At 67.8% G+C, this 23544-nt stretch carries 19 protein-coding genes; 12 read left to right on the top strand and 7 right to left on the bottom strand.

Features of this window, described 5'->3' with window-relative positions; all coding sequences use genetic code 11:
* Positions 1-96: 96 nt before the first annotated feature.
* From ybeY to lnt, 4 genes are all read left to right on the top strand, one after another.
* Positions 97-894 carry an rRNA maturation RNase YbeY gene (gene ybeY / locus RZR99_RS30320; RefSeq protein ID WP_323123455.1) on the top strand — a complete coding sequence of 266 codons (798 nt, stop codon included), beginning with the start codon at positions 97-99 and terminating at the stop codon, positions 892-894.
* Positions 895-915: 21 nt separating this feature from the next.
* The gene (locus tag RZR99_RS30315) at positions 916-1548 is read left to right on the top strand and encodes a gamma-glutamylcyclotransferase (RefSeq protein WP_323123454.1); all 633 of its coding nucleotides are present in this window, start codon (positions 916-918) and stop codon (positions 1546-1548) included.
* A gap of 242 nt (positions 1549-1790) precedes the next feature.
* The gene (locus RZR99_RS30310) at positions 1791-2678 is read left to right on the top strand and encodes an HlyC/CorC family transporter (RefSeq protein ID WP_323123453.1); all 888 of its coding nucleotides are present in this window, start codon (positions 1791-1793) and stop codon (positions 2676-2678) included.
* 46 nt (positions 2679-2724) lie between these two features.
* The gene (gene lnt / locus RZR99_RS30305; protein WP_323123452.1) at positions 2725-4383 is read left to right on the top strand and encodes an apolipoprotein N-acyltransferase; all 1659 of its coding nucleotides are present in this window, start codon (positions 2725-2727) and stop codon (positions 4381-4383) included.
* A gap of 22 nt (positions 4384-4405) precedes the next feature.
* On the opposite strand, the gene RZR99_RS30300 is transcribed toward lnt, so the two are convergent.
* Complete coding sequence (locus RZR99_RS30300; RefSeq protein ID WP_323123451.1) at positions 4406-6046, bottom strand: tetratricopeptide repeat protein; 1641 nt, start codon at positions 6044-6046, stop codon at positions 4406-4408.
* A gap of 357 nt (positions 6047-6403) precedes the next feature.
* Between RZR99_RS30300 and glyQ the strand changes: the two genes are divergently transcribed.
* From glyQ to RZR99_RS30275, 5 genes are read left to right on the top strand one after another with little or no spacing between them, the layout of a single operon-like run.
* The gene (gene glyQ, locus RZR99_RS30295) at positions 6404-7411 is read left to right on the top strand and encodes a glycine--tRNA ligase subunit alpha (protein ID WP_323123450.1); all 1008 of its coding nucleotides are present in this window, start codon (positions 6404-6406) and stop codon (positions 7409-7411) included.
* 15 nt (positions 7412-7426) lie between these two features.
* Positions 7427-9526 (top strand): glycine--tRNA ligase subunit beta, encoded by a 2100-nt coding sequence (gene glyS / locus RZR99_RS30290; RefSeq protein ID WP_323123449.1) that lies wholly within the window; start codon positions 7427-7429, stop codon positions 9524-9526.
* 11 nt (positions 9527-9537) lie between these two features.
* Complete coding sequence (gmhB, locus tag RZR99_RS30285) at positions 9538-10101, top strand: D-glycero-beta-D-manno-heptose 1,7-bisphosphate 7-phosphatase (RefSeq protein WP_323123448.1); 564 nt, start codon at positions 9538-9540, stop codon at positions 10099-10101.
* Between the two features lie 42 nt (positions 10102-10143).
* Entirely contained in the window at positions 10144-10914 is a 771-nt protein-coding gene (locus RZR99_RS30280; RefSeq protein ID WP_323123447.1) for a lysophospholipid acyltransferase family protein, read from the top strand.
* A 46-nt stretch (positions 10915-10960) separates the two neighbouring features.
* Positions 10961-11824, top strand: coding sequence for a M48 family metallopeptidase (locus RZR99_RS30275; protein ID WP_323123446.1), 864 nt, complete (start codon positions 10961-10963; stop codon positions 11822-11824).
* Positions 11825-11966: 142 nt separating this feature from the next.
* On the opposite strand, the gene gloA is transcribed toward RZR99_RS30275, so the two are convergent.
* A complete protein-coding gene (gloA, locus tag RZR99_RS30270; protein WP_323123445.1) occupies positions 11967-12356 on the bottom strand; it encodes a lactoylglutathione lyase in 390 nt (129 codons plus the stop codon).
* 349 nt (positions 12357-12705) lie between these two features.
* Between gloA and RZR99_RS30265 the strand changes: the two genes are divergently transcribed.
* Positions 12706-13635, top strand: coding sequence for a DMT family transporter (locus RZR99_RS30265; RefSeq protein WP_323123444.1), 930 nt, complete (start codon positions 12706-12708; stop codon positions 13633-13635).
* A gap of 72 nt (positions 13636-13707) precedes the next feature.
* Here RZR99_RS30265 and rsmA read toward each other — a convergent pair whose 3' ends face one another.
* From rsmA to RZR99_RS30245, 4 genes are all read right to left on the bottom strand, one after another.
* Complete coding sequence (rsmA, locus tag RZR99_RS30260; protein WP_323123443.1) at positions 13708-14535, bottom strand: 16S rRNA (adenine(1518)-N(6)/adenine(1519)-N(6))-dimethyltransferase RsmA; 828 nt, start codon at positions 14533-14535, stop codon at positions 13708-13710.
* Between the two features lie 34 nt (positions 14536-14569).
* On the bottom strand, positions 14570-15565 hold the full coding sequence (gene pdxA, locus RZR99_RS30255) for a 4-hydroxythreonine-4-phosphate dehydrogenase PdxA (protein WP_323123442.1): 996 nt from the start codon (positions 15563-15565) through the stop codon (positions 14570-14572).
* Positions 15566-15575: 10 nt separating this feature from the next.
* On the bottom strand, positions 15576-16928 hold the full coding sequence (locus tag RZR99_RS30250; RefSeq protein ID WP_323123441.1) for a peptidylprolyl isomerase: 1353 nt from the start codon (positions 16926-16928) through the stop codon (positions 15576-15578).
* Positions 16929-17002: 74 nt separating this feature from the next.
* Positions 17003-19363, bottom strand: coding sequence for an LPS-assembly protein LptD (locus RZR99_RS30245; protein ID WP_323123440.1), 2361 nt, complete (start codon positions 19361-19363; stop codon positions 17003-17005).
* A gap of 214 nt (positions 19364-19577) precedes the next feature.
* Between RZR99_RS30245 and RZR99_RS30240 the strand changes: the two genes are divergently transcribed.
* Both RZR99_RS30240 and murU read left to right on the top strand, forming a co-directional pair.
* A complete protein-coding gene (locus RZR99_RS30240) occupies positions 19578-20612 on the top strand; it encodes an aminoglycoside phosphotransferase family protein (RefSeq protein ID WP_323123439.1) in 1035 nt (344 codons plus the stop codon).
* Between the two features lie 2 nt (positions 20613-20614).
* Positions 20615-21334 (top strand): N-acetylmuramate alpha-1-phosphate uridylyltransferase MurU, encoded by a 720-nt coding sequence (murU, locus tag RZR99_RS30235; protein WP_323123438.1) that lies wholly within the window; start codon positions 20615-20617, stop codon positions 21332-21334.
* Positions 21335-21425: 91 nt separating this feature from the next.
* Here the strand turns inward: murU and RZR99_RS30230 are convergent, their stop codons facing one another.
* Complete coding sequence (locus tag RZR99_RS30230; protein WP_323123437.1) at positions 21426-23297, bottom strand: ABCB family ABC transporter ATP-binding protein/permease; 1872 nt, start codon at positions 23295-23297, stop codon at positions 21426-21428.
* Positions 23298-23544 lie beyond the last annotated feature (247 nt).

Genomic DNA, 23544 nt, shown 5'->3' with positions numbered 1-23544 from the left:
GGCCGCACCCGCCGCGCTGCGCGTTCGGCCCGCCGGCGGCCCGGTCCGCCGATCCATTTGGTGTATCCTCAGCCCGTTCAATTCGACGCCCGCACCATGAAATCGTCACGCACTGCCCAGTCCAAACGCGCGGCCCCGGCCGCCTCCGAATTCCCGCGCCTGTCGCTGTTCGACGCGAAAGGCAAAGTCAAGGCGGTCGCCGCGCAGGCGCTGCGCATCGATTTTCCCGACGGCCGCAGCCTGATGTTCGACCTGTCCGGCAGTTCGGGGGAAGCGGCGGTCGCGATCGTCGCGCAGCACGCCGACCCCGCGCAGCGCGCGACGCTCGCGCTGCGCCCGGAGCACTACGACAGCGTGACGCTGCAAGTCGGCGCGGAGCCCGAGCCGGACCGCGAGGGCATCGATCCGGCCGACGCGGCCGAAGGTGAAGCGCAGGCGGAACCCGAGTTCGATCTGTCTGTGCAGTTCGGCGAGGAAATCACGTCGGCGATTCGCAAGACGCTGCCGAAGCGCAAGCTGATCGCCGAATGGCTCGCGCCCGCGATCTTCGACAACGCCGAACTCACGGTGCGCTTCGTCGGCGCGAAGGAAGGCCGCGCGTTGAACGCCGGCTACCGGAAGAAGGACTACGCGACCAACGTGCTGACCTTCGCGTACGGCGATTCGCCGACGGGCGCGGTGGTCGGCGATCTCGTGCTGTGCTGCCCGGTCGTCGAAAAGGAGGCGAAGGAGCAGCGCAAGCCGCTGATCGCCCACTACGCGCACCTGCTCGTACACGGCGCGCTGCATGCGCAGGGCTACGACCACGAGGCCGGCGACGCGGACGCCGCCGAAATGGAAGCGCTCGAAATCGACATCCTCGCGAAACTCGGCTTTCCGAACCCCTATCAGTAAGCCCCGCCCCGCGCGCCTGCCGTGAGTGACCTCGCTCTTCAGCACGAAGCCTATCCGCCGTCGCTCGGCGATGCGCGGCTCCTCTCCGACACCGAGCTGGCCGCCTCGCTCGCCGCGACGCTCGCCGGCTGGGACGGCCGGCGCGACCTGTGGCTGTTCGGCTACGGCTCGCTGATCTGGAACCCGGGGCTGCCCGTCACCGACGCCGTCCGCGCGAAGGTACACGGCTATCACCGGGGCCTGTATCTGTGGTCCCGCGTGAACCGCGGCACGCCGGAGCAGCCGGGGCTCGTGCTCGCGCTCGATCGCGGCGGCTCCTGCACCGGCATCGCGTTCCGGCTGGCCGGCGCGACCGCGCTGCCGCACCTCGAAACCCTGTGGAAGCGCGAAATGCCGATGGGCTCGTACCGTCCCGCCTGGCTGCCGTGCATGCTCGCGAACGGCGAGCGGGTACCGGCGCTGGCCTTCGTGATGCGGCGCGACGCGCCGACCTATACCGGCAAGCTGACCGACGACGTCGTCAAGGCCGTGCTCGACTGCGCGCAGGGCCGCTACGGCACGACGCTCGACTACGTGAGCCGTACCGTCGCCGCGCTCCGCGACAGCGGAATTCCCGACCGCGCACTCGAGGCGCTGCTCGCGCGTTGCCGCTGAGCGGCCCGGCTCGAGGCAGGCGAGCGCCGGCGACACGAGGGCCGGCCCTGCGCGACGGCCCGTTTATGCGCTACGATGCCCACAGGCGCGGGGCGTGTTGCCCGCGTTGAAAGCAGGGTGAACGTCCGTCGTAATGCCGGGTCGAATCCGCCCCGGCAGCCCGACACGGCGCCGCCACGCCCTTGGTGTATCCTTCCCTATTCCGTGACAGCGCGCCCGCCGATCAAGCCGGGCGCACCACCATGAACGATTCCTATCCCAGTCGAAAATCTACCGACAAACCGCATGAAAAACGCTCGCTCCTCGAGCGTCTGACCGACTTCATCTCGCCCGAGCCCGATTCCCGCGGCGAGCTGCTCGAAATCCTGCAGGACGCGCACGAACGCAACCTGATCGACGCCGACTCGCTGTCGATGATCGAAGGCGTGTTCCAGGTCTCCGAACTGTGCGCACGCGACATCATGGTGCCCCGCGCACAGATGGACGCGCTCAACATCGCCGACAAACCCGAGGATTTCATCCCGTTCGTGCTGGAGAAGGCGCACTCGCGCTACCCGGTCTACGAGGAAAACCGCGACAACGTCATCGGCGTACTGCTCGCGAAGGACCTGCTGCGCTTCTACGCCGAAGACGAATTCGACGTGCGCGGCATGCTGCGCCCCGCCGTGTTCATTCCGGAGTCGAAGCGCCTCAACGTACTGCTGCACGACTTCCGCGTGAACCGCAACCACCTCGCGATCGTCGTCGACGAATACGGCGGCGTCGCGGGCCTCATCACCATCGAGGACGTGCTCGAACAGATCGTCGGCGACATCGAGGACGAATACGACTTCGACGAGGAAAGCGGCAACATCATCTCCGCGCCCGACGGCCGCTACCGCGTGCGCGCGCTCACCGAGATCGAACAGTTCAACGAGACGTTCGGTACCCAGCTCTCCGACGAGGAAGTCGACACGATCGGCGGCCTCATCACGCACCATTTCGGCCGCGTCCCGCATCGCGGCGAGAAAGTCCGCCTCGGCAACCTGATTTTCGAGATCCAGCGCGGCGATGCCCGCCAGATCCACGTGCTGCTGGTACGCCGCGATCCGCTCGCGGGCCGCCGCAGCGAATCGGCCGGCGACGACTGACCCCTGCTCCCGCCCCCTTAACCGACCCGTACGCCCGACGCACCGCATGGCCGATCCGATCCCGTCCCGCTCGCAGCGCGGCGCTTCCCTCTCCGCGAGCGGCCGTGGGCTGCCGGGCTGGCATTACCCCGCCGCGCTGCTCGCGGGCGCGGCCAATACGCTGTCGTTCGCGCCCACGCCGCACGGCGGCTGGCTGCAGCTCCTGGTGTTCGTCTGGTTCTTCGCGCAGCTCACGCGCACGACGAGCTGGGCACGCGCCGCGCTGACGGGCGGCGCATTCGGGTTCGGCAACTTCATCACCGGCATCTGGTGGCTCTACATCAGCATGCACGTGTACGGCGAAATGGCCGCCCCGATCGCCGGCGGCGCGCTCGTGCTGTTCTGCCTGTATCTGTCGGTCTATCCCGCTCTTTCCGCGGCGCTGTGGTCGTGGTGCGCAGGGCATGGCGGCAACGGGCGCGCCACCGACGCACGGCCGTTCTCGCCGACCTGGCACGGCGCGTTCGCGTTCGCCAGCGCGTGGGCGCTCGGCGAATGGCTGCGCGGTACGTTGTTCACGGGCTTCCCGTGGCTGGCGAGCGGCTACCCGCAGGTCGACGGACCGTTCGCCGGCTACGCGGCGATCGCCGGCGTCTACGGCGTCGGCTGGGTGCTCGCGCTGTTCGCGGCGCTCGTCGTGCAGGCGCTCGCGCACGCGCGACGCGGCCCGGCATCGCGCGACGGCCGGCGCGGCATCCGCGCGGACGTCGCCGCGCCGGTGCTGATCGCGGCCGCGCTCGTCGCGGGCGGGCTCGCGCTGCCGTTCGTGCCGTGGACCACGCCCGCCAACGCGCCGCTCACCGTGCGGCTGCTGCAGGGGAACGTGAAGCAGGACGTCAAGTTCGAGGAAGCCGGCATCGTCGCGGCGATCGCGATGTATCAGAAGATGATCACCGAGAAGCCCGCCGACCTGATCGTCACGCCCGAGACGGCGATCGCGGTGATGATCCAGGAATTGCCCGAGCCGTTCGCGCGCGCGGTGCGCCACTTCAGCGATTCGACCGGTTCGGCGGTACTGTTCGGCGCGATCGGCGGCACCGTCCTGGAAGACGGCCGGATCGTCGACTACACGAACAGCCTGTACGGCGTCACGCCCAATTCGACGCAGATCTACCATTACGACAAGCATCATCTGGTGCCGTTCGGCGAATTCATTCCATGGGGATTCCGCTGGTTCGTCGACCTGATGAAGATGCCGCTCGGCGATTTCGCGCGCGGCGCGCCGGTGCAGAAACCGTTCATGGTGCACAACCAGCCGGTGATGGCGGACATCTGCTACGAGGATATCTTCGGCGAGGAAATCGCCGCGACCATCCGCGACAATCCGCAGCCGCCCGGCGTGCTCGTCAACGTGACGAACCTGGCCTGGTTCGGCGACACCATCGCACTCGACCAGCACCTGCAGATCGCCCGCATGCGTTCGCTCGAAACCGGTCGGCCGATGCTGCGCGCGACCAATACCGGCATGACGGCCGCGATCGACGCGCAAGGTCGCGTGATCGGCCGGCTCAAGCCGTTCACGATCGGCGTCCTCGATGTACGCGTCGAAGGCACGACCGGCAACACCCCGTACGTGACGAGCGGCAACAACACCGTGCTCGCGCTGTCGCTCGTGCTGCTCGCGTTCGGTTTCGCGTTCGGCCCGGGCCTGCGCCGGCGCGGCTGAACCCCGGGCTCCGTCGGCGCGCTCAGCCGGCGGACGCCGCGAGCGCGCGCAGATCCCGCGCCACCTCTTCCATCACCGGCTCCCACTGCGCGAAGCGGCGCTGCCGATAGAGCGTCGCGCTCGGATACGCGGGGCTGTCGCGCCGCTCGAGCAGCCACGGCCAGTGCGGATTCACGTCGAGCAGCACCCAGGTGCGCTGGCCGAGCGCGCCGCTCAGATGCGCGATCGACGTGCATACCGTCACGACCAGATCGAGCGCGCCGATCAGCGCCGCCGTATCGTCGAAGTTGCGCAGCCCGTCGGTATGGTCGATGACCGAAAAGCCGGCGGCCCGTGCCGCCGCGATGTCCTGCCCGGCGCCCGGCTGCAGCGAATAGAACGTCACCCCGTCGATCCCGCCGAACGCGGCCGCGTAGCGCTCGAGCCCGACCCGCCGGAACGGATTGCGCTGATGCGTGAGGCTGCCCGTCCAGGCAAGCCCCACTTTCAGGCGCCGCGCACCTGCCGCGTCGGCGTCGAGCCGCGCCCGCCACGCGTCGCGCGCGGCCGGTTCGGGATGCAGGTAAGGCACCATTTCGCCCAGCGGCTCGGCGCCGAGATCCAGCATCCACGGCGCGCTCATCAGGGGCAGCTCATAGTCGAACGCCGGCAGTCCGGCCACGCCGCCGCCGGCGCTATAGCCGTCGACCGCGCCGCCGAGGCTGCGCACGAGCAGTTCGCCCATCTGCGGGAACGCATTCCACAGGAGCCGGCCGCCTTCGCGGCGAACCCGTTCGGCCAGACGCGGCACATAGCGGCAGAACTGCAGCAGATCGCCCATCCCCTGCTCGCCCCACACCAGCAGCGTCTTGCCGGCCAGCGGCTCGCCGCGCCAGCGCGGGCCGGACAGCGCGGGCAGCTTGCCGCGCAGTTCGCCGGAGCCCTGCCAGCGCACCTCGTGCTCCGGCCAGCCGAGCGCGTAATTGCCGCGCACCAGATGCAGGATCGCCAGATTGAAGCGATACGACAGATCGTCGGGCGCACGCTCGCACGCACGCACGGTGTAGCGCTCGGCGTCGTCCCAGCGCTGGGCCTCCTTGCAGGCGGTCGCCGCGTTATTCAGCGCGAGCGGATTGTCCGGCGTCAGCGCGAGCGCGGTGTCCGCCGCCTGCAACGCGCCGTCGAGATCGAAGCGGGCGAGCCGCGCGACGATAAGATTGACCCATGCCTGATCGTCGCGCGCGTTGACGGCCACCGCGCGTTCGAGCAGCGCCAGCTCCTCGGCCGGATCGCCGCCGGCCAGACGAATCGCGATCGCCAGATTGTTGCGCAGCGAAGGCCAGTCGGGCGCGTCCGCGAGCACGCGGCGATACGGCGCGATCGCGTCGCCGTGACGCCCCGCCATCTGCAGCGCATAGCCGAGGTTGAAACCTGCCGCCGGTGCGGCCGGCCGAAGCTGCCGGTAGACGCCGGCCAGCTCGACCGCCGCCTCCGCGCGGCCGGCCCGGACGAGCGCGATCGTGAGCTGCCGAAGCGCATCGTCGTCGACGGCATGCAGATGCGCGGCTGCGTCGAGCCAGAGCGACCGCGCATCGGCGCGACCGTCCTGGTCCGCGGCCACCGCATGGCGGAGAAACGCGATGAACGGCGGCAGCAGCGGGAACTCGGAATCGGTGACGGTCATGGTCTGGAGCCCTATCGGCGGGAACCCGATCATCTTAACGGCTCGGCGGCGCGCACTGTCGATCGTCTCGCGCAGCCGCCGCGCCTTTCGGCATCGGAAAATTCCCAGGCGCAGCAACCCGGCCGCAGCGGGTTTTCCCGCGTTTCCCGGCCGTTTGCACGCCATTTGCCGCCGGATTTCGCGCGATGCGCACGAGCCCGCGCCGGCACTCGGCGGTCGTCCGGCCGCATCCGCGCGCCGATCCGGTAAAATTACGCGTTTCAGCACACCCAAGCCGCGCGCCGCGCGGGGGGCGTGGCGGGCATCCCCCGCGCCGCCGCCCGCGAAAAGCAGCGCTCAGCGCCACGAAGGCCTCTCATGCTTACGTTTCAGCAAATCATCCTGACGCTCCAGTCCTACTGGGACAAGCAGGGCTGCGCCCTGCTCCAGCCGATCGACATGGAAGTCGGCGCCGGCACGTCGCACGTCCATACGTTCCTGCGCGCGATCGGCCCCGAGCCGTGGCGCGCCGCCTACGTTCAGCCGTCGCGCCGCCCGAAGGACGGCCGCTACGGCGAGAATCCGAACCGTCTGCAGCACTACTACCAGTATCAGGTCGTGCTGAAGCCCGCGCCGGAAAACATTCTCGACCTGTATCTCGGCTCGCTCGCCGCGCTCGGCTTCGACCTGAAGCAGAACGACGTGCGCTTCGTCGAGGACGACTGGGAGAACCCGACGCTCGGCGCGTGGGGCCTCGGCTGGGAGGTGTGGCTGAACGGCATGGAAGTGACCCAGTTCACTTATTTCCAGCAGGTCGGCGGCCTCGACTGCAAGCCGGTGCTCGGCGAGATCACCTACGGCCTCGAGCGCCTTGCGATGTATCTGCAGAAGGTCGAGAACGTCTACGACCTGATCTGGACGGAGTGGGAAGAGCAGGGTCCGAACGGCCCCGAACTGCGCCGCCTGACCTATGGCGACGTCTATCATCAGAACGAAGTCGAGCAGTCGACGTACAACTTCGAGCATGCGAACGTCGACCTGCTGTTCACGTTCTTCAACAACTACGAAGCGGAAGCGAAGCGGATGATCGACGCGCAGCTCGCGCTGCCCGCCTATGAACTGGTGCTGAAGGCCGGCCATACGTTCAACCTGCTCGACGCGCGCGGCGCGATCTCGGTCACCGAGCGCGCGGCCTACATCGGCCGGATCCGCGCGCTGTCGCGGCTTGTCGCGCAGGCGTACTACGCGTCGCGCGAGAAGCTCGGCTTCCCGATGATCGGCAACCCGGTGCCGGGCGTGCCGGGCCTCACCACCGACGCCCAGGAAGCCGCGCAGCCCGCCTGGGCGCCGCCCCTCAAGGCCGAACGCAAGATCGATCAGGACTGACGAGATTTCCCTACCATGACGCAAAACCATCCCGCTCCCCTGCTCGTCGAACTGCTGACCGAAGAGCTGCCGCCGAAGGCGCTCGCGCGCCTCGGCGACGCGTTCGCCGAAGGCATCGCGCAACGCCTCGCCGCACGCGGCCTGATCGACGGCGACCTCGTATTCGAACGCTATGCGACGCCGCGCCGCCTCGCCGTCGTCGTGCAGAACGTGCGCGCCGTCGCGCCGGAAAAGCAGGTCCGCGAAAAAGTGCTGCCCGTATCGGTCGCCCTCGATGCGGCGGGCCAGCCCACCGCGCCGCTCGCGAAGAAGCTCGCCGCGCTCGGCTTCCCGACGCTCTCCATCGCCGATCTCGAACGCGCGCAGGACGGCAAGGCCGAAGCCTTCTTCGTCAATTACGCCGCGGCCGGCGCGACGCTCGCCGACGGCCTGCAGAGCGCGCTCGACGACACGCTCGCGAAGCTGCCGATTCCGAAGGTCATGACATATCAGCGTCCCGACGGCAGCGACGTGCAGTTCGTGCGCCCCGTGCATCGTCTGACGGTACTGCACGACAACCGGATCGTGCCGGTCAGCGCGTTCGGCATCGACGCCGGCGACACCACGCTCGGCCACCGCTTCCTGTCGGACGGCCTCGTCGCGATCTCCCACGCCGGCGGCTACGCCGACACGCTGCGCGACAAGGGCCGCGTGATCGCCCATTTCGCCGATCGCAGGGAAACCATCCGCACCCACCTGCACGCGCACGCCGACGGCGACGAAGTGGTGATGCCCGAATCGCTGCTCGACGAGGTGACGTCGCTCGTCGAATGGCCGGTCGTCTATCCGTGCCGCTTCGAGGACGAATTCCTGCAGGTGCCGCAGGAATGCCTGATCCTGACGATGCAGACCAACCAGAAATATTTCGCGCTCACCGATGCGGCCGGCAAGCTGCGTTCGCGCTTCCTGATCGTCTCGAACATCGAGACGAAGACGCCGGACGAAATCGTCGAAGGCAACGAGCGTGTCGTGCGGCCCCGTCTCGCCGACGCGAAATTCTTCTTCGAGCAAGACAAGAAGAAAGCGCTCGCCGAGCGCGTGCCGCAGCTCGCGAACGTCGTGTATCACAACAAGCTCGGCTCGCAGCTGCAGCGCGTCGAGCGTCTCGAGGCGCTGGCGGGCGAGATCGCGCCCGCGATCGGCGCCGACGCCGCGCTCGCGCGCCGCGCCGCGCGACTGGCAAAGGCCGACCTGCAAACCGACATGGTCGGCGAGTTCCCCGAGCTGCAGGGCACGATGGGCACCTACTACGCGCGCCACGACGGGGAGCCGGAAGCGGTCGCGCTCGCGTGTGCCGAGCACTACCGGCCGCGCTTCTCGGGTGACGCGCTGCCGGCCGAACCGGTCAGCACCACCGTCGCGCTCGCCGACAAACTGGAAACGCTCGTGGGCATCTGGGGCATCGGCCTCGCGCCGACCGGCGAGAAAGATCCGTTCGCGCTGCGCCGCCACGCGCTTGGCGTGCTGCGCCTGCTGCTCGAAAAACAGCTGCCGCTCGACCTCAAGCGGCTGCTCGACACCACGTACGCGCAGTTCGCCTCGGTGCCGGACGTCGCGGCATCGAACGACGCAATCTACGCGTTCTTCATCGACCGCCTGCGCGGGCTGCTGCGCGAACGCGGCTACACGGCGGGCGAAATCGACGCGGTGCTGAGCCTCAACCCGACCCGCGTCGACGATCTCGTCGCCCGGCTCGACGCGGTGCGCGAATTCACGCGCCTCGCCGAGGCGGACGCGCTCGCCGCCGCGAACAAGCGGATCTCGAACATCCTGAAGAAATCGGACGGCGGCGCGCCGGGCGCGGTGCAGGCCGCGCTGCTGGTCGAGCCGGCCGAACGGGCGCTGCACGATGCGCTCACGCAGGTCTCGCCGCACGTGCAGTCGCAGCTCGAAGCGCACGCCTACACGGGCGCGCTGTCGGCGCTCGCCGCGCTGCGCGCGCCGGTCGATACGTTCTTCAACGACGTGATGGTGAACGCCGACGATCCCGCACTGCGCACGAACCGCCTCGCGCTGCTGTCGGCGCTGCACGCGCAGATGAATTGCGTCGCGGACATTTCGAAACTCGCCGCTTAAAGGCCACGACGATGCCGACCAGCTCCAGCAAAAAGCTCGTCGTCCTCGACCGGGACGGCGTCATCAACGTCGATTCGGATGCGTTCATCAAGACGCCCGACGAATGGATCGCGCTGCCCGGCAGCCTCGAGGCGATCGCCCGGCTGAATCACGCCGGCTATCGCGTCGTCGTTGCGACCAACCAGTCGGGTATCGGCCGCGGCCTGTTCGACATGGCCGCGCTGAACGCGATGCATCTGAAGATGCATCGCGCGGCGGCGGCGGTCGGCGCGCGGATCGACGCGGTGTTCTTCTGCCCGCATACGGCCGAGGATCACTGCGACTGCCGCAAGCCGAAGCCCGGCATGATGAAGATGATCGCGGAGCGCTTCGAGATCGAGCCGGCCGACACGCCGATGGTCGGCGATGCGCTGCGCGACCTGCAGGCCGGCGCCGCGCTCGGCTTCCAGCCGCACCTGGTACTGACCGGCAAGGGCAGAAAGACGCTCGCCGCCGGCAACCTGCCCGACGGCACGCGCGTTCACGACGACCTGCGCGCATTCGCGCTGGATTTCCTTTCCCAACATCAGGAGTGATGCGCCCGTCCGCGCATCCTCCCTCACGATAAAGCCACGCCGATGCGCCTCGTCCGCTCCCTGCTGCTGCTGCTCTACTTCGTCCTCTACACGGTCCCGTACGCGATCGCGTGCTTCATCGCGTTTCCGTTCATGCGCTCCGACGCGCGCTACTGGATGGCGGCCGGCTGGTGCAAGTCGACGCTGTTCGTCGCGCGCTGGCTGAACGGCATCCGCTACCGGATCGAGGGCTATGAAAACCTGCCCGACGGCCCCGCCGTGCTGTTGTCGAAGCATCAGTCGGCATGGGAAACGTTCGCGTTCCCGGCGCTGATGCCGCGTCCGCTCTGCTACGTGTTCAAACGCGAGCTGCTGTACGTGCCGTTCTTCGGCTGGGCGCTCGGCCTGCTGCACATGGTCAACATCAATCGCAAGGAAGGCAAGAACGCGTTCGATTCGGTGATCCGTCAGGGCAAGAAGCGCCTGTCGGAAGGCGCGTGGGTCATCATGTTCCCGGAAGGCACGCGCACCCCGACCGGCAAGCAAGGCAAGTACAAGACAGGCGGCACGCGATTCGCGGTCGGCGCCGGCGCACCGGTCGTGCCGATCGCCCACAACGCGGGCCGCGTCTGGCCCCGCAATTCGTTCGTCAAGTATCCCGGTATAGTGACGGTATCGATCGGCAAGCCGATCGAGTCGCAAGGCCTCACGCCTGACGAACTGAACGAACGCGTCGAAACCTGGATCGAAGCGGAAATGCGCCGCATCGATCCCGCCGCCTACCGGCACGAAGGCGGCAGCGCCGCCCCATCGGCAGACGCCGCACGTATCTGAGTCAAGCGAGTTGCACCCATTGCGCACTGCCAAACGAAGCGAACTGATGCCCAAGCGTCCCAGGCCACGGCCAGCCGTCGTGGCGCTCGATCACCGCCAGCTGGACCTGCCGCTCTTCGAAGGGCCGGCGGCGGCACCGCCGCCGGCCGCACAGCCGCCCGCTTCTCCGCCTCCCGCTCACGACCGCTCCCGCGTCCGCTCGCTGCCGCTCGACGGCCGCGTGCTCGAATACCGGCTGAAACGCTCCGCTCGCCGCACGATCGGCTTCGTGATCGACGGCACCGGTCTCACCATCACCGCGCCGCGCTGGGTCACGCTCGCCGACATCGAAGCGGCGATCGCCGAGAAACGGCGCTGGATCTTCGCGAAGCTCGCCGAATGGCAAACCCGCACCGAACAGCGGGCGCTGCCGCAGATCGACTGGCGCGAAGGCGCGCAGATCCCGTATCTGGGCAAGCCGGTCGGCATCGTGCTCGCCTCCGCCGGCGGCGCGCTGGGCTATGACGCGGACAAATCGGTACTCGCGCTCGGGCTGCCCGCGCACGCGGACGACCAGCAGATCAAGGATCGGGTGCAGGGGTGGCTGCAGGGCGAGGCGAAGCGCATCTTCGGCGAACGCCTCGCGGTCTACGCGGAGAAGCTGGGGGTGACCTATACCGCGTACGCGCTATCGTCGGCGGCGACGCGCTGGGGCAGTTGTTCGAGCGACGGCAAGATCCGGCTCAACTGGCGCCTGATCCACTTCCCGATGTCGATCGTCGACTACGTCGTCGCGCACGAGCTGGCGCATTTGCGCGAGATGAACCACAGTCCGGCGTTCTGGCAGACGGTCGAGTCGATCTTTCCGGAATTCCGCGAAGCGCGGCATACGCTCAAGCACCACCCGCCGGAACTGTTGCCGGCGCTGTGAAGGGGTCGGCCGGCGGCCGGTCGGTATCCTCGCGCGGCAAGCCTGCCTGGATGACGGTCATCCCCGACCGGGCTGCGCGCGCCCTCGGCGGGCCGGCGCAGCCCGGCCATGACGCGTGGCGCGTCCTGCCGCGGCCGCTGCCTCAGTGGCTCTTGCGCTGGATGAACTCGATCTTGTAGCCGTCGGGATCCTCAACGAACGCGATCACCGTCGTGCCGTGCTTCATCGGCCCCGCCTCGCGCGTCACCTTGCCGCCCTGCGCCTTGATCAGTTCGCACGCCTTGTACGCATCGTCGACTTCGACCGCCAGATGCCCGAAGCCGTTGCCGAGGTCGTACGACGGCGTGTCCCAGTTATGCGTGAGCTCGAGCACCGTGCCCCGGCTCTCTTCGTCGTAGCCGACGAACGCGAGCGTGAACTTGCCTTCCGGGTAATCCTGGCGGCGCAGCAGTTTCATGCCGAGCAACTCGGTGTAGAACCGGATCGAGCGGTCGAGATCGCCGACTCGCAGCATCGTGTGAAGCAAACGCATCTTGTACTCCGTGGGGACTTTCTTGGAGTGGTGAATTTACCAGACCCTCGCGGATTTCGCCCGGCCCGGCCCCGCACCGTCCATCCCCCGGCCTCGGGCAATCACGCCGGTCATGCGGCGCGCGGCGCGATCAGTTAAGATCGTCGCCACTCATCCCGGCACGAAACGCTCGGGATGCGGTCAGGCCACCGCGTCACCCACGCGCCCTGTCCGATTCCCGCTTTTTGCGCTCCGATTCCAACTTTTCCGACAGCCGGCCGACCGGCTGCTGCGCCGTGCCTACGATCCTCTCCGAACGCGTCGACCCGCTCGAACGCGCTGACTTGCCGTCCGCGAACCGGATGTGCCGATGAGTACGGTTGCCTTCGCGCCCGCCCGCCGCACCCCCGACACCCGCGCGATCGCCGTGATGCTCGCGCTGTGCGCGATCTGGGGCCTGCAGCAGGTCGCGATCAAGAGCACCAATACCGCCGTCCCGCCGTTCTTCCAGGCCGGCCTGCGCTCGGCGGTCGCGGCACTGCTCGTGTGGGCGTGGGCCCGTGCGCGCGGCACGCCGCTCTTCGACGCGGACCGCACGTTCGGCCCGGGGCTCGCGGCCGGCACGCTGTTCGCCGGCGAGTTCGTCTGCGTATTCTTCGGCCTCACGCTGACGAGCGCGTCGCGGATGGCGATCTTTCTCTATACCGCGCCATGCTTCACCGCGCTCGGCCTGCACCTGTTCACGCCCGGAGAAAAAATGCGCGGCCCGCAATGGGCGGGGGTCGCGCTCGCGTTCGTCGGCATCGCGGTCGCGTTCGCCGACGGCTTCGCGCGCCCGGCGCAGGGCTCGTCCCTGGCTGGGCTTGCCGGAGATGCGCTCGGGGTGCTGGCCGGGGTGATGTGGGCCGCGACCACGGTCGTGGTGCGCTCGACGTCGCTCGCGCGGGCCAGCGCGAGCAAGGCCCTCTTCTATCAGCTCGCGGTCTCGGCCGTGCTGCTGCTGGCGCTCGCCTCGGCGCTCGGGCAGGTCAGGTTCGTGCACCTGACGCCGCTGACCGTCGCAAGTCTCGCGTATCAATCGGTGATCGTCGCGTTCGTCAGCTATCTCGTGTGGTTCTGGCTGCTCACGCAGTACATGGCGTCGCGGCTGTCGGTCTTCACGTTCCTGTCGCCGCTGTTCGGCGTGAGCTTCGGCGTGCTGCTGCTCGGGGAATCGGTCGGCGGGCGCTTTCTGGCAGCGGCCGCGCTGGTGCTTGCCGGGATCGCGCTCGTCAACGCGCCGTCGCCCCGGCCACGCTGACCGGCAGTCGTGCCGCCCAAGGGGGCATGGCATGGAGCGGGGAAACGCCGGCACGCCCCCGTTGAGCGCGCGTCAGGCGTCCGGGCGGCTCGCCTTCACGGCCTGCGCGACGCTCACGTACTCGGCTACGCTCACATCCTCCGCGCGGCGCGCGAGATCGAAGCCGAGCGCATCGAAATCCACCGCGTCGCGGTAGGCGCCGAGCGTGTTGCGCAACATCTTGCGGCGCTGCGAGAACGCCGCGGTCGCCACTTCGCCGAGCACGGCCGGGTCGACTGCGGGCAGTTCGTGCGGGGCGAACGGAATCATCCGCACGATCGCCGAGTCCACCTTCGGCGGCGGCTGGAACGATTCGGGCGGCACGTCGATCAGCTTGTCCATCACGTAACGGTACTGCAGCATCACCGACAGCCGGCTGAACGCCTTGGTCCCGGGTTCCGCCACCATCCGCTCGACCACTTCGTTCTGCAGCATGAAATGCTGGTCGACGACCCGCTCCGCGAACGACACCAGATGAAACAGCAGCGGACTCGAAATGTTGTACGGCAGGTTGCCGATGACGCGCAGCGACGGCTGCGCGCCCGGCAGCGCCAGCGCGCCGAAGTCGAACGCGAGCGCGTCGCCCGCATGCAGTTCGAGCAGCGCGCCGAAGCGCTTCTGCAGGCGGCCGATCAGGTCGCGATCGAGTTCTACCGCATGCAGCGGCGATTCCGGGGTGGCCAGCCGCTCGATGACGGGTCCCGTCAGCGCGCCGAGTCCCGGCCCGATCTCGACCATCCGCTCGCCGCGCTCGGGGCGAATCGCGGCAACGATCGAGTCGATCACGCCGTGATCGACCAGAAAGTTCTGTCCGAAGCGCTTGCGCGCCAAATGCCCCTGATGCTGTCTGCTGTTCGACATCGAAAGATAGAAAACCGGTGAAACGGGAAAGGATTCAGCCGGCGCGCCGGTGGCGCGCCATCGCGACGGCGGTATCGAGCGCCGCGATCAGGCTGCCCGCATCCGCGCGGCCCGTGCCCGCGAGATCGAGCGCGGTGCCGTGATCGACCGACGTGCGGATGATCGGCAAGCCGAGCGTGACGTTGATGCCTTCACCGAACGTCGCATACTTGAGAACCGGCAGACCCTGATCGTGGAACATCGCGAGCACGCAATCGGCATGCTCGAGATAACGCGGCTGAAACAGCGTATCGGCGGGATACGGCCCACGGGCATCGATGCCCCGCGCCTTCACGCGTTCCAGCGCGGGCTCGATCACGTCGATTTCCTCGCGGCCGAGATAACCGTTCTCGCCCGCGTGGGGATTGAGCCCCGTCACGAGGATCCGCGGCGCGGCCAGCCCGAAATAACTGCGCAGGTCGTGCGCGATGATCGAGAGCGTATCGACCAGGCCGTCGACGGTCAGTGCCGCCGAGACGTCCTTGAGCGGCAGGTGGGTGGTCGCGAGCGCGACCCGCAGCGGGCGCTCGCCCGTGCCCGCCAGCATCATCACGACGCGCGGCGTCTGCGTGCGCTCCGCCAGATACTCCGTGTGGCCGGTGAACGGCACGCCGGCATCGTTGATCGTGCTCTTCTGCAGGGGTGCCGTGACGATCGCGTCGAAACGGCCGGCGACGGCGCCGTCGATCGCCGCGTCGAGCAGGTCGAGCACATAGCGCCCGTTCGCCGCATCGAGCCGCCCGGCCTGGGCGGGCACGGCGAGCGCGCGATGCGCGACGCTCACCCGCTCGCCGGCCGTCAGCGCCGCCCAGTCGACACCCGCCGCCTGCACGCGCTGCGCGAGCAGGCCGGCATCGCCCAGCACGGTGAAGTGCGCGTCGGGCCAGCGGTCCGCTGCATCCGCGAGCGCCCGGAGCGTCAGCTCGGGGCCGACCCCGGCGGGTTCGCCGGTCGTGATCGCGATGCGCAGCGGTGACGAAGAGCGGGTCATCGAAACAGCTTCAACGGAACTGGCCGAGCTTGTACTGCACGTACGACGAATCGCGCAGCTCGCGCAGCCAGTCGGCATACGCCTGCTCGGCCTTGCGCTGGCCGATCGCCTGACGCGCGATATCCATCTGCTGCTGCACCGAGCCTTCCGCGTCGCGACGGCCGAGGACCTGGATCAGGTGGTAGCCGTACTCGCTGCGTACCGGATTGCTGATCTGGCCGTCCTGCAGGTTGTTCATCGCGCGCTCGAATTCAGGCACGGTCTCGCCCGGGCTGATCCAGCCGAGATCGCCGCCCTGCGACGCCGAGCCGTCCTGCGAGTAGGTACTCGCGAACTTCGCGAAATCGCCGCCCGCTTCGACCTGCTTGCGGATATCGATCAACTGCTGGCGCGCCTGCGCCTCCGACTTGCCCTCGCCGACGCGCAGCAGGATGTGCCGCACGTGGGTCTGCACGATCTTCGGCGACGCGGCCGACGGGTTCTGGCTCTGGCGACGGTCGACGAGCCGCACGATCTCGAAGCCGTCCGGCACGCGGATCAGCGTGGGATTGACCTGGCCCGGGCGCAGGCTGGATGCCGCCTGCACGACGTCGGGCGGCAGCGTCGACGGCGACTTGAAGCCGAGATCGCCGCCCTTCTTCGCATCATCCGCTTCGGAATTGTTCTTCGCGAGACGCTCGAAATCGGCCCCCGGCGCGAGCGCTTGCTGCAGCAGGCCGTCGGCCTTCTTCTGCGCCGCGTCGATGTCGGCCTGCGGCGCGTTGGTCGCTGCTTTCACGAAGATGTGCTCGAGCCGCAGATCCTGCTGCTGGCCCGCGCTCGGCCCGCGCTGGCTCGCGATGTAGCTCGCGACTTCGGCGTCCGACACCGTGATCTTGCTGTCGACTTCCTTCTCGCGCAGCTTCGAAAGCATCAGCTCGGTGCGCGCGTCGCGCACGAAGATGTCCCAGGGCACGCCTTGCGCCTCGAGGCGCGACTTGTACTGGTCGAGCGACATGTTGTTCGCCTGCGCAAGGCGCTGCAGCGTCGCCTGCAAGGTCGCATTGTCGACCGAGATGCCGTCGTCCTTCGCCTTCTGCACCTGGATACGCTCCAGCACCATCTGATTCAGCACCTGCTCGCGCAACTGATCGAGCGGCGGCACCGGCGCGTTCTGCTGCTGCAGGCGGCGCGAGATCAGGCCGACGCGCTGGTCCAGCTCGCGGCCGGTGATGACGTCGTTGTTGACCACCGCGACGACTTCGTCGGCGAGCGTGGCGCCGGGCGAGCTCAGCGCCTGCGCCGAGGCCGGCGTGACGGTCAGGAACGACGCGAGCACGGCCATGCAGGACATGGCTGCCACGAAGCGAAGGTTTTTCTTCATTGCCACAGGTACTCCATTGAAATCGGGCTGATCCGGTGCCGGCGCCGCTTGCCGCGGGCGTTTCATTGGCGGTTTTACTCGTAATTGCTGAAACGGGACAGCGGCGGCGGCGCAGGCGGCAGCGGGGTGTAACCCGGCACGCCGGCCTTGAATGCGGACACCAGGCCGTTATCGATGCTCGTCAACCCCTTCAGCGTCAACTGCGCCATGAACCGGGTGGTCGTAGTTTGCTGGTTCGACGAATTCACGCCATTCGCGAAGCGCTGCGCGCCGACGCCCAGCGCCCAGCAATCGGCATCGTATTGTAAGCCGACGAGCCCGTCGACCACCCGATGGCTGGCCATATCGTAGTTGAAGCGACCGATCGCGTAGAGCCGTCGGGTCAGTGGCCACTGGCCCGACACGAGGATCTGGTTGATCGGGGTATTTTCGAGCGTCGTGTTGGCCCGCGTATAGCGGTACGCGACGTTGATCACGCGGCGCTCGCCCGGACTGTAGCCGAAACCGATACTCGATTTCGTGAGCTGATTATTGTCGGCGTTGTACTGGAAGGCCGTTTCCGATGCGAAACCCGCGCCGAGCTTGATCGACGCCCCAAGGATCAGGTCCGAATGCTGGGCCTGCGCGGTGGTCTGCGTCGGCTGCAGCGTCACGCGCTGATCGGAGAAGTAGTACTGCTGCGCGATCACGAAGCGCGCGCGCTCGTCGCCGCTTGCCGGATCGATGAAGCGGGTGGTCAGCGCCGCGGTCAGCCGGTTCGCGTCGGCGATCCGGTCGTTGCCGACATAGGTATTCGGCGTGAAGATTTCCGCCAACCCGAAGTCGGACTCCGCCGTATCGAACAGCGGCGCATCGGACTGGTTGCGGTACGGCGTGTACACGTAGTACAGGCGCGGCTCGAGCGTCTGGATGAAATCCTGGCCGAACAGCCGGACGGACCGATCGAAGATCAGCCCGGTGTCGAAGCTGAAGGTCGGGATCGAATAGGTGAAGCGCTTCGGCTGCCCCGGCACACCGCCCGCCGTGTTCGTCAGGTCGTACGACGCCATGTGCATCTGCACTTTCGGCACCACGAAGTAGCCGGGGCCGTAGACGCCGTACGAGATGTACGGATTGAACATCACGCGGTCGCCTTCCGGCAGGTCCGCGGTGGTGATCCGGAAGTGCGTGTAGTCGGCTTCCGCGCCGAAATCGAAACCGCCGACGTTGTACTTCGCGAACTTGACGTTCAACTGCGGCTCGCGGCCGTACGGCGCCACCGACGGCACCAGCGTCTGCCAGTGCTGGTAGCGCGCGAGCACCGACCACGGGCCGTTGTTGTACGTCAACCCCGCTTCCTGCTGGTATAGCGTCTGCGTGCCGTTGACGAACTGGTTGGTCGCGCCGAGGTCTTCCGGATAGGTGTTGTCCGAAACCTTGTTGTAAGCAATGTACCCGCCGAAACCGTTGCCGAAGTTCTGCTGGTGCTGCCAGTAGATCGCGTAGCGGTTGGTCCTCGTCATACGGTCGTTCGGCAGGAACTCGCCCGTGAACGTGCCGGAATAGGTCGGCGACAGGTAGCGGAACGTCGCATGCGTGAAGACGCCGCGCTTCGAGATGATCTCGGGCGTCACCGTCAGATCGCGGTTCGGCGCGATGTTGAAGTAGTACGGCAGCGCGAGCGAGAAGCCGTTGTTCGAATTGAGCGAGAAGACCGGCGGCAGCAGCCCGCTGCGCCGCGCGTCGCTCAGCGGGAACGCCAGCCACGGACTGCCGAAGATCGGCACGCCCTGGAAGAACAGCACGCCGTTCTTCGCGACGCCTTCGTCCGCGCCCGTATCGAACTGGAATTCGCTGCCCTTGATGTACCAGGCCGGTTTCGTCTCGCACTGGCAGGCCGTGTAGGTGCCGTTGGTGAACACCGACCGCTCGCTGTCGAGCAGTTGCACCTGTTCCGCGCTGCCCGAGCCGCCCGTCGCCGTGAAATGGTACTTCGGCGTGGTCATGAAGCCCTGGTTCGCCTCGACCTTCAGGTGCGCCTCCGGGCCGGCGAATACCGTGCCGCCGTTGACCACCTTCACCTGGCCGTACGCGTCGGCCAGGTCGGTGTCCTCGTCGTAATGGATCGCGCTACCCTTCACGACCGCGCTGCCTCGCCGGATCTCGGCCGAGCCCTTCGCGGCGAGATCCTGTTCGGCGGTGCCGCTCGTGTGATCCGCGATCACGAACGTCGCGGGCTTGCTGCCCGCTTTCAGCGGACGCTCTTCGAGCTGGGGCGCGAGGCGCAGATCCCATGGCGTGCCGATCGGCTGCGGCTCGGCCGCCGCGCCCGACAATTGGGCCTGGGATACCGCCGGCACGAGGCCCGGGACGGCCAGGAGCGCGACCGCAAGCCGCCTTTTGCGCGGCGCGGCATCGCAAGAGGGAACAATCGGGAAGAACGGTTTAGGCGGCATCTATCGTTGGGCGAATCGGCCCCGTCAAGCCAAGCATCTGCACATCGCGGGCCGCGCAATCGAACCGTGACTGCGACAGGCGCACACCAGGGGAAGCGATCGGGCGAACGGCGAAGCGGGCTGCAAACCTGCGCCGGCGAGGATTGACACGGGACGCGTCAAAAAAGTCGTGGGGTATTATATGGCAAGACGTTATTCCCTCCCCCGAGTTTCAATGACAGCCCCTGCCGCCGACTCCCGCCTCGCCCTGTTATCCGCCTGGCTGGCCCCGCTGGCCGACCGCTACGCCCTCGATCCCGCCACGCTCGCGCCCGCCTCCGCCGACGCGAGCTTTCGCCGCTATTTCCGCCTCGCGAGCGGCGCCGAACCGCAGCGCTCGGTCATCGCGGTCGATGCGCCGCCGCCCGAGAAGTGCCGCGAATTCGCACAGGTCGCCCAGTTGCTGGCCGAAGCGGGCATCCATGCGCCGAAGGTGCTCGAACACGATTTCGACGCCGGTTTCATGCTGGTGACCGATCTCGGGCGCACGTCGTACATCTCGGTGCTCGATCCGGCCGATCCGCCGGCGGCCCGCCCGCTGTTGCGCGACGCGCTCGACACGCTGATCCGCTGGCAGCTCGCATCCCGCGAAGGCGTGCTGCCGCCGTTCGACGAGGCATTCCTGCGCCGCGAAATGGAGCTGATGCCGGAATGGTATGTCGGCCGGCACCTCGGCCGCGCCCTGACGGACGATGCCCGCGGCGTGCTCGACCGCACGTTCGCGCTGCTGGTCGCGAGCGCCCGCGCGCAGCCGCAGGGTTACATGCTGCGCGACTTCATGCCGCGCAATCTGATGGTCGCGCAGCCGAACCCGGGGGTATTGGACTTCCAGGACGCCGTCTACGGACCGCTGACCTACGACGTCGTGTCGCTGCTGCGCGACGCGTTCGTCAGCTGGGACGAGGAATTCGAGCTCGACTGCTTCGCGTACTACTGGGAAAAGGCCCGCAAGGCCGGGCTGCCGGTCGATGCCGATTTCGGCGAGTTCTACCGCCAGCTCGAATGGATGGGCCTGCAGCGTCACATCAAGGTGCTCGGCCTGTTCGCGCGCATCAACTATCGCGATCACAAGCCGGTCTATCTCGGCGACCTGCCGCGCTTTCTCGACTATGCGCGCAAGGTGTCGCGCCGCTACCGGCCCCTCGCGCCGTTCGCGCGCCTGCTCGACGACCTCGAAGGCAAAACGGCCGACGTCGGCTATACGTTCTGATCATGACGCACACCCTCGACACGGCGATGATCTTCGCCGCCGGGCGCGGCGAACGGATGCGCCCGCTCACCGATCTCCACCCCAAGCCGCTGCTCGAAGCCGGCGGCAAACCGCTGATCGTCTGGCAGATCGAGCGGCTGGCGGCCGCCGGCATCCGCACCATCGTGATCAACCATGCGTGGCTCGGCGCCCAGATCGAGGCGGCGCTCGGCGACGGCTCGCGCTGGGGCGTGCAACTGCGCTATTCGCCGGAAGGCGAAGCACTCGAGACGGCAGGCGGCATCGCGCGGGCGCTGCCGCTGCTCGAAACCGACGGTGCGTCCCGGATCTTCATCGGCGTCGCGGGCGACCTGTATGACGCGTTCGACTACGCGTCGCTGCGCGAGCACGCGGCGCGGCTGGCCGCGTCGCCCGAGCCGGGCATGCATCTCGTGATGGTGCCGAACCCGCCGTTCCACCCCGCCGGGGATTTCGTGCTGCGCGACGACGGCCATCTCGCGCTCGAAGGCGCACCGCGTCTCACGTTCGGCAGCATCGCGCTGTACGACACACGGATGTTCCGCGGTCTCGCCGCCGGTACGCGCCGGCCGCTCACCCCCTACTACCGCGACACGATTGCCGCCGGACGGGCAACGGGCGAACGGTATGCCGGCTCATGGACCAACGTCGGCACGCCCGCGCAACTGGGTGAACTCGATGCGCGGCTGAAGGCGGGCGGCTAGCGTCGAGGGACGCCAGGCGGCACCACGGGCACCGCGGCCGGCCCGCCTCCGCGCCGAGCGGACCGCATCGCGTCAACCGCCCCGTCGCGCATCAAACCGCCTCCGCCTCCCCACCCGCGGCGGCGCGTTGCTGCTGCAGCGCCCACATCTGCGCATACAGGCCGTCCGCCTGGACCAGTTCGGCATGCGTGCCGCGCTCGACGATGCGCCCGTGGTCCATCACGATGATCTGTTCCGCATGCACGACCGTCGACAACCGGTGCGCGATCACGAGCGTCGTGCGGTGCCGCGCGATCTGCTCGAGTTCGCGCTGGATCGCGCGCTCGGACCGTGAATCGAGCGCGGACGTCGCCTCGTCGAACAGCAGGATCGGCGGATTCTTGAGAATCGTGCGCGCGATCGCGACCCGCTGCTTCTCGCCGCCGGACAGCTTGAGCCCGCGCTCGCCGACCGGCGTGTCATAGCCTTTCGGCAAACTCTCGATGAAGTCGTGGATATGCGCGGCGCGCGCGGCCGCGAGCACTTCGTCGCGGCCCGCCGACGGCCGGCCGTAGGCGATGTTGTAATAGATCGTGTCGTTGAAGAGCACGGTGTCCTGCGGCACGATGCCGATCGACGCGCGCAGCGAATCCTGCGTGATGTCGCGGATGTCCTGTCCGTCGATGCGGATCGCGCCGCCCGTCTCCCGGTCGAGATCGTAGAAGCGGAACAGCAGCCGCGACAGCGTCGACTTCCCCGAGCCGCTGTGCCCGACCACCGCCGTGGTCGTGCCCGCCTCGATCGTGAAATGCACGTCGTGCAGGATCTGCCTGGCCGGCTCGTATGCGAAGTTCACGTGCTCGAACCGGACCTGCGCGCCCTTCACCCGCAGCGCGGGCGCGTCCTTCGCATCGGCCACCTCGCGCGCGGCCGACAGCAGCGTGAACATCCGGTCCATGTCGGTCAGGCTCTGCTTCAGTTCGCGGTACACGACGCCGAGAAAATTCAGCGGGATGTACAGCTGCAGCATGAAGGTGTTGATCAGCACGAGATCGCCGAGCGTCAGCTTGCCGGCCAGCACGCCCTGGGTCGCGCGCCACAGGATGAACACGAGCCCCGTGCCGATGATCGCCTGCTGCCCGAAGTTGAGCAGCGACAGCGAATTCTGCGAGCGAATCGCGGCCTTCCGGTAGCGCTTCAGGTTCTCGTCGTAGCGCTGCGCCTCCCACTCTTCGTTGCCGAAATACTTGACCGTCTCATAGTTGATCAGCGAATCGATCGCACGCGAGTTCGCGCGCGAATCGAGTTCGTTCATCGTGCGCCGGAAGTGGGTGCGCCATTCGGTGACCTTGACGGTGAACAGGATGTACGCGACGAGCGCCGCGAGCGTGACATACGCGTAGTAGGCGTCGTACTTGACGACGAAGAAGCCGAGCACGAGCCCGACCTCGACGAGCGTCGGCAGGATGCTGTACAGCGAGTACGAGATCAACTGCTGGATGCCGCGCGTACCGCGCTCGATGTCGCGCGACATGCCGCCCGTCTGCCGCTCCAGATGAAAGCGCAGAGACAGGCCGTGCAAATGGCGGAACACCTGCAGCGCAAGCTGCCTCACCGCGCTTTCCGTCACCTTCGAAAACAGGATTTCGCGCAGTTCGGTGAAGAGCGACGTCGACAGCCGCACCAGCGCGTACGCGATCACGAGCAAGCCCACGCCACCCGCGAGCACGAGTCCCGCCGATTGCTCGGCGCGGCCGAGCGCGGTCAGTTGATGAACGGGCGCCAGACTGTCGACGATCCGCTTCATCACGACCGGCACGCCCAGGTTCGCGACCTTCGCGCCGATCAGGCAGCTGAGCGCCAAAATCACCCGCCATTTGTAGGTTGCCAGATAGGGCAGCAGCGAGCGGATCGTCTGCCAGTCGTTGCGCGGCCCGGCGCCGGCGAGCGACGCGGGTTCGGAAGAAGCGGGAGAACGGCGCATGCGAGGGTATCGTGTAGGAATGTGCTGCACGCGACAGTGCACGCCAATGCCGGCCGATGCAAGCATCGCGCGGCTTGTGTGCACACTTTCTCGTACAATTTCGGAACTTTGCATTGTCGCAGAAGCCGACCGGCCTCGCTGCCCGCCGCATTGGCCGCACAAGCCGCGCACGGGACACACGCCGGCCGCCGCGCCTGCGATCGTCGCCGCATGACACGGTGGCTGCTGCGTCCGACCCGACGCAGCA

Origin of the sequence: Burkholderia alba, assembly GCF_034721475.1 — a bacterium.
Classification (GTDB): Bacteria; Pseudomonadota; Gammaproteobacteria; order Burkholderiales; family Burkholderiaceae; genus Burkholderia; species Burkholderia alba.
Note: the sequence above shows the minus strand (reverse complement) of the source record. Positions and strands in the feature narration are given on the sequence as shown.

Coding starts and splice junctions, on each gene's coding strand:
- ybeY (WP_323123455.1), top strand. CDS start 97: ATGAAATCGTCACGCACTGCCCAGTCCAAACGCGCGGCCCCGGCCGCC.
- RZR99_RS30310 (WP_323123453.1), top strand. CDS start 1,791: ATGAACGATTCCTATCCCAGTCGAAAATCTACCGACAAACCGCATGAA.
- lnt (WP_323123452.1), top strand. CDS start 2,725: ATGGCCGATCCGATCCCGTCCCGCTCGCAGCGCGGCGCTTCCCTCTCC.
- RZR99_RS30300 (WP_323123451.1), bottom strand. CDS start 6,046: ATGACCGTCACCGATTCCGAGTTCCCGCTGCTGCCGCCGTTCATCGCG.
- glyQ (WP_323123450.1), top strand. CDS start 6,404: ATGCTTACGTTTCAGCAAATCATCCTGACGCTCCAGTCCTACTGGGAC.
- glyS (WP_323123449.1), top strand. CDS start 7,427: ATGACGCAAAACCATCCCGCTCCCCTGCTCGTCGAACTGCTGACCGAA.
- gmhB (WP_323123448.1), top strand. CDS start 9,538: ATGCCGACCAGCTCCAGCAAAAAGCTCGTCGTCCTCGACCGGGACGGC.
- RZR99_RS30280 (WP_323123447.1), top strand. CDS start 10,144: ATGCGCCTCGTCCGCTCCCTGCTGCTGCTGCTCTACTTCGTCCTCTAC.
- RZR99_RS30275 (WP_323123446.1), top strand. CDS start 10,961: ATGCCCAAGCGTCCCAGGCCACGGCCAGCCGTCGTGGCGCTCGATCAC.
- gloA (WP_323123445.1), bottom strand. CDS start 12,356: ATGCGTTTGCTTCACACGATGCTGCGAGTCGGCGATCTCGACCGCTCG.
- RZR99_RS30265 (WP_323123444.1), top strand. CDS start 12,706: ATGAGTACGGTTGCCTTCGCGCCCGCCCGCCGCACCCCCGACACCCGC.
- rsmA (WP_323123443.1), bottom strand. CDS start 14,535: ATGTCGAACAGCAGACAGCATCAGGGGCATTTGGCGCGCAAGCGCTTC.
- pdxA (WP_323123442.1), bottom strand. CDS start 15,565: ATGACCCGCTCTTCGTCACCGCTGCGCATCGCGATCACGACCGGCGAA.
- RZR99_RS30250 (WP_323123441.1), bottom strand. CDS start 16,928: ATGAAGAAAAACCTTCGCTTCGTGGCAGCCATGTCCTGCATGGCCGTG.
- RZR99_RS30245 (WP_323123440.1), bottom strand. CDS start 19,363: ATGCCGCCTAAACCGTTCTTCCCGATTGTTCCCTCTTGCGATGCCGCG.
- RZR99_RS30240 (WP_323123439.1), top strand. CDS start 19,578: ATGACAGCCCCTGCCGCCGACTCCCGCCTCGCCCTGTTATCCGCCTGG.
- murU (WP_323123438.1), top strand. CDS start 20,615: ATGACGCACACCCTCGACACGGCGATGATCTTCGCCGCCGGGCGCGGC.
- RZR99_RS30230 (WP_323123437.1), bottom strand. CDS start 23,297: ATGCGCCGTTCTCCCGCTTCTTCCGAACCCGCGTCGCTCGCCGGCGCC.